The organism is Clostridium sp. AM27-31LB, from assembly GCF_003480745.1.
Taxonomy (GTDB): Bacteria; Bacillota; Clostridia; order Lachnospirales; family Lachnospiraceae; genus Butyribacter; species Butyribacter intestini.
Map to the genome: position 1 here is coordinate 1 of NZ_QUJS01000023.1, position 1,811 is coordinate 1,811.

Sequence of the window (1,811 nt, forward strand, 5' to 3'; positions counted from 1 at the left end):
ACATTCTAACATTTGGACATATTTCTGTAAAGAATAAGCCATCTTGATATTCTCAAAATGGCTTTTTCCACTACTTTCTCTCTGTTGTCAGTATCCCGTGATCCATCTCATAGACTTCATCACACAACACATCAATATCTTCCCTGTTGTGGCTTGCAACAAGCATAGTCCTCCCCTGTTCTTTCAGTTTCAGAAACAGTTTTCTCATATCGGCTACGCCCTGATTGTCAAGTCCGTTCATCGGCTCATCAAGTATCAGTATGTCCTGCCCCTCCATAAATGTCTGGGCAAGTCCGAGACGCTGTCTCATTCCCAGCGAATATTTCCTGACATGTTTTCTGCTTTTTGGGTCAAGTCCGACCATCTCTATTGCTTCGCATATCTCCTTTTTCCCAATCCTGTTTCTTATATCGGCAAGAAATTTAAGATTTCTGTAACCTGAATAACTTCCCAAAAATCCCGGTGTTTCTATGATGCTCCCTATATTTTCAGGTGTCGAATGACTCTTTGTAAGCTTCTTTCCGTCAACTATTATCTCCCCATCACTTGCACTGTAAAAACCACAAATCAGCTTAAAAAGAACAGTTTTTCCGCTCCCGTTTCTTCCAACAATCCCCACTATACTTCCCTTTTTAACCGTCAGGCTCACATTATCAAGCACCTTTTCTTTCCCAAACATTTTAGAAACATTCTTCACCACTATTTTATCTTCCATTTTGCTCTCCTCCTTCTATATACTACAACAGACATTTGCAAAACTGCCAATAATTTTTTCTGGTTCATATGGATATAACAACACAATATATAATCTGTTTTGCAATACTTCATTTATTTTACAAGTTCAAGTTTCTTCTGCATTACAAGCACAAAATTTACAATAAACAAAACCACTACACCCACAAAAAGACCACTGATTATATTCTTTGATGCACTTATATTGTTTCTTCCAAGATTATACCAGCCCTGTGGTGCATATTTCATAAACGAGCGTATAAAATCTGTTGTGTTCGTCTTTAAAAATATCCACGCAACGCTCCATACCGACAATACCACTGTTCCAAGTTTTCCTTTCTGCAGACCGTTCAGCAGAAACTCTACCATTCCATAACATATCCCCATCAGTAAAAATATCGTCATAGAAAACAGCAATGCCTGCGGTACCGTATAATTTTGAAATACATTTTTTGATATTACAAATCCACTTGAATATCCAAGTTTTTTTACCGTTCCTGCCGCTGCACTTCCCCATACTTTTCCCCAGCTTGTAAATGTAAGATTTGTCCCACACAGCAAAACTGAAAATACAAACTGTTCAAACACAAAAACTATTGTCGCAAATACTATCGAAAACAGATGCCCCAACGCAAAGCACGGCATACCGCATCTTTGTAATATCTGGTTCTGCACCCTCTGTTTCATCGGCACATCACTAAACCAGAGTAAAAGAAACAGTATTTCTATATTTCCGTAACTCACATCGGCAAAATAAAACGGCAGCACAGCCGGTGCTATAGGCAGGTTATAATCGTGTGAAAACATTCTGTATCCTCTTACTGTAACATCCATTATAATAAAAGCCAAAACCGACAATATTAGGAACTTTGATGAAAAACACATAAGTTTTAATTCATAAATGGCAACCTTAAATACCTTTTTCATTTTATTCATCCTCCACACCTCCAAAAACACCACTCCGTCTGAGTTTAAAACGAAAGACCAAAGATACGACAACCGCTATTACAGATATTTCTGCAAAAATTATCAACACAGTGATATACGGTGACATATTATACAAATCCCCAAACTGTCTC

General features: G+C 37.8%; 2 protein-coding genes. Both read right to left on the reverse strand.

What is annotated here, in order from left to right; translation table 11 throughout:
- Nucleotides 1-70: 70 nt before the first annotated feature.
- On the reverse strand, nt 71-715 hold the full coding sequence (locus DW721_RS15810; protein WP_118746307.1) for an ATP-binding cassette domain-containing protein: 645 nt from the start codon (nt 713-715) through the stop codon (nt 71-73).
- 113 nt (nt 716-828) lie between these two features.
- Entirely contained in the window at nt 829-1,668 is an 840-nt protein-coding gene (locus tag DW721_RS15815) for a hypothetical protein (protein ID WP_118746308.1), read from the reverse strand.
- Nucleotides 1,669-1,811: the final 143 nt, after the last annotated feature.